Here is a 1,876-nt window from a genome sequence, read left to right as displayed (position 1 = left end):
CGGGCGATCACGTGGGGTTCGGCGCTCGCCGCCGCGGCCTTGAACGTGGCGCACACGATCCACCGGAGCGTTCCGCTCGCGGTCGTCCTGGGGATCGCGTCGATGCTCGGCGTGCTGCTCTGGGAGTCCTACGCACACAGCCAAGCGGAGCACGCCGGCGGGAAGACGGGCGAGCAGTTGCGCGCCGAGCTGTACCGCACGGCGCGGTTTCGCAAGGTGAGTCGGCGCATGCGCGACCTGCTCGCCGCGGTGCCCGGCTTGACGGAGGATGCGGCGTGGATCGTGGCGTGGCGTGCGGTGTACGGCGCCGATCCCGGGGTGACGCGTCGCACGCTCAAGCGTCATCACAAGGCGGTGCGCAAGGTCGCCGAACTGCTCGCCGACGCGCCCGAGTCGGGTGTCGAGCCGGTCGCGTTGTCGGTGTTGCAGACGCCGACCGCAACTCTCGCCGACGTCGCCCCGGGCGGGTCGGTGCTCGACTCCGACAAGGCCGTGCGGGACGCGTTGATCCTCGCGTTCGACTCGGCGCGGCCGGTCGCCGAACTGCTCGGCAAGGTCCGCTCGACTGCCCCGACCGACGGCAAGCAGTCGACCCCTGATCAGCACATTTCTACACAGAACGACGTAACCGAGTCGAGCATGAGCCGGTCGACCGGTGGTCGTCCGCGCAAGTCGACCGGCAAGGTTCCGCCCGCTGCGAAGTCGACCGGCCGCGCCCGGTCGACCGATGAACTGCTCCTCGCAGCACGCGAGTTGACTGCGGGTTGGCCGGTCGACCGGTTGACGGGTGAGGCGGTCCGCAAGGCGGTCCGCACGTCGGCTGCGAAGGGTCGGACGTTGCGGGACGCGCTGCTCGCCGAGCGCACGACCGCCGGTCTTCACCTGGTGGTCGACCCCGACACCGGTGATGCCGCTGGCAGTGCTTGATGGCGCGGTTCCGGAAACGCTTCTGGGACCCCACCGGTGCCCGGTACGGCACGCCGACCTACCCGTGGCGGTGCGCCCCGGAAGGTCTCATGACGCGCCGTCAACTTCGGGCGGAAGGGTTGCGGCCCGGTGGGCAGGATCCCGCCGCGCAACTCATGTGGCAGTCGCGGGCGCGCGGTCTGCGCGTCGCGTATCTGTACCGCGTCGACCGTGCCCGCACGGTCCGCCCGATGACACCGGGTCGACATCGCGCGCTCGCCGCCGCGATGCGCGCCCGCCGAACCTGCCCCGACTGCCTCATCGACCGTGGCTACGTGATCTCGGTCCGACTCGGCACCTGCGTGCCGTGCGCCGACGGGTTCGAGTACAGCGCCACCACCTGATTCGCGCGGGCACCGGCCACGGCCTGGACAGCAAGTCGCCGGTGCCCGCTCTCCCCCTCTTAAGAGGAGAGGTTCAGCATGTCGCACGACACCCTCGACAGCCCCGACTTCGAGTCGGATCCCTCCGACGAGCAGGGCGACGACGCCCCGCCCGGTGGTTCGGTCCTTCTCTTCAAGCAGCGTGAGAGCGTCGACCCGGACGCCGAGGCCCGCACCGACCCCGACCCCGACCCGATCGAGGACGACGACGACACCGTCCCGGTGCCGGTCGACCCGCCCGGCCGTGAGCGGCCGACGTGGAACGAGTCGGTGCGCGGCGAGCAGCGCCGTGACGTGCTCCCCGCGTGGCTGCGTTCGCGTGAAGCTCTGCGCGAGCAGGCGCGGTGGGTCTTCGACCACTACCGGCACGTGTTCGCGTTCCACGCCGTCCGCACCCCGGTCTACGCCGGGACGCTCGCGGTGCGCTCCCCGCTCGGCGCGGTGCGCCTGGTCGGCCGCGCGTTCCGATGGGTGGGCGACACCGACACCCGCCCCGTGCGGGCGGAAGCGATCCGCAAGGCCGACGC

Annotated in this window: 1 protein-coding gene and 2 pseudogenes; all 3 read left to right on the top strand. The window is 71.6% G+C overall.

The window, feature by feature from the left end; genetic code table 11:
- Window positions 1-927 (top strand): annotated as a pseudogene (locus tag GT354_RS47555) (hypothetical protein); the annotation flags it as partial.
- The gene (locus GT354_RS47550; RefSeq protein ID WP_161364031.1) at window positions 927-1,310 is read left to right on the top strand and encodes an RRQRL motif-containing zinc-binding protein; all 384 of its coding nucleotides are present in this window, start codon (window positions 927-929) and stop codon (window positions 1,308-1,310) included. The pseudogene GT354_RS47555 and the gene GT354_RS47550, both read left to right, overlap by 1 nt.
- Before the next feature lie 78 nt (window positions 1,311-1,388).
- Window positions 1,389-1,876, top strand: a pseudogene (locus tag GT354_RS47545) (cell division protein FtsK); the annotation flags it as partial.

This window comes from Streptomyces sp. SID3343 (assembly GCF_009865215.1).
Classification (GTDB): Bacteria; Actinomycetota; Actinomycetes; order Streptomycetales; family Streptomycetaceae; genus Embleya.
Note: the sequence above shows the minus strand (reverse complement) of the source record. Positions and strands in the feature narration are given on the sequence as shown.

What these genes read in the sequence shown, in the direction of transcription:
- GT354_RS47550 (WP_161364031.1), top strand. Translation starts at nt 927, where the DNA reads ATGGCGCGGTTCCGGAAACGCTTCTGGGACCCCACCGGTGCCCGGTAC.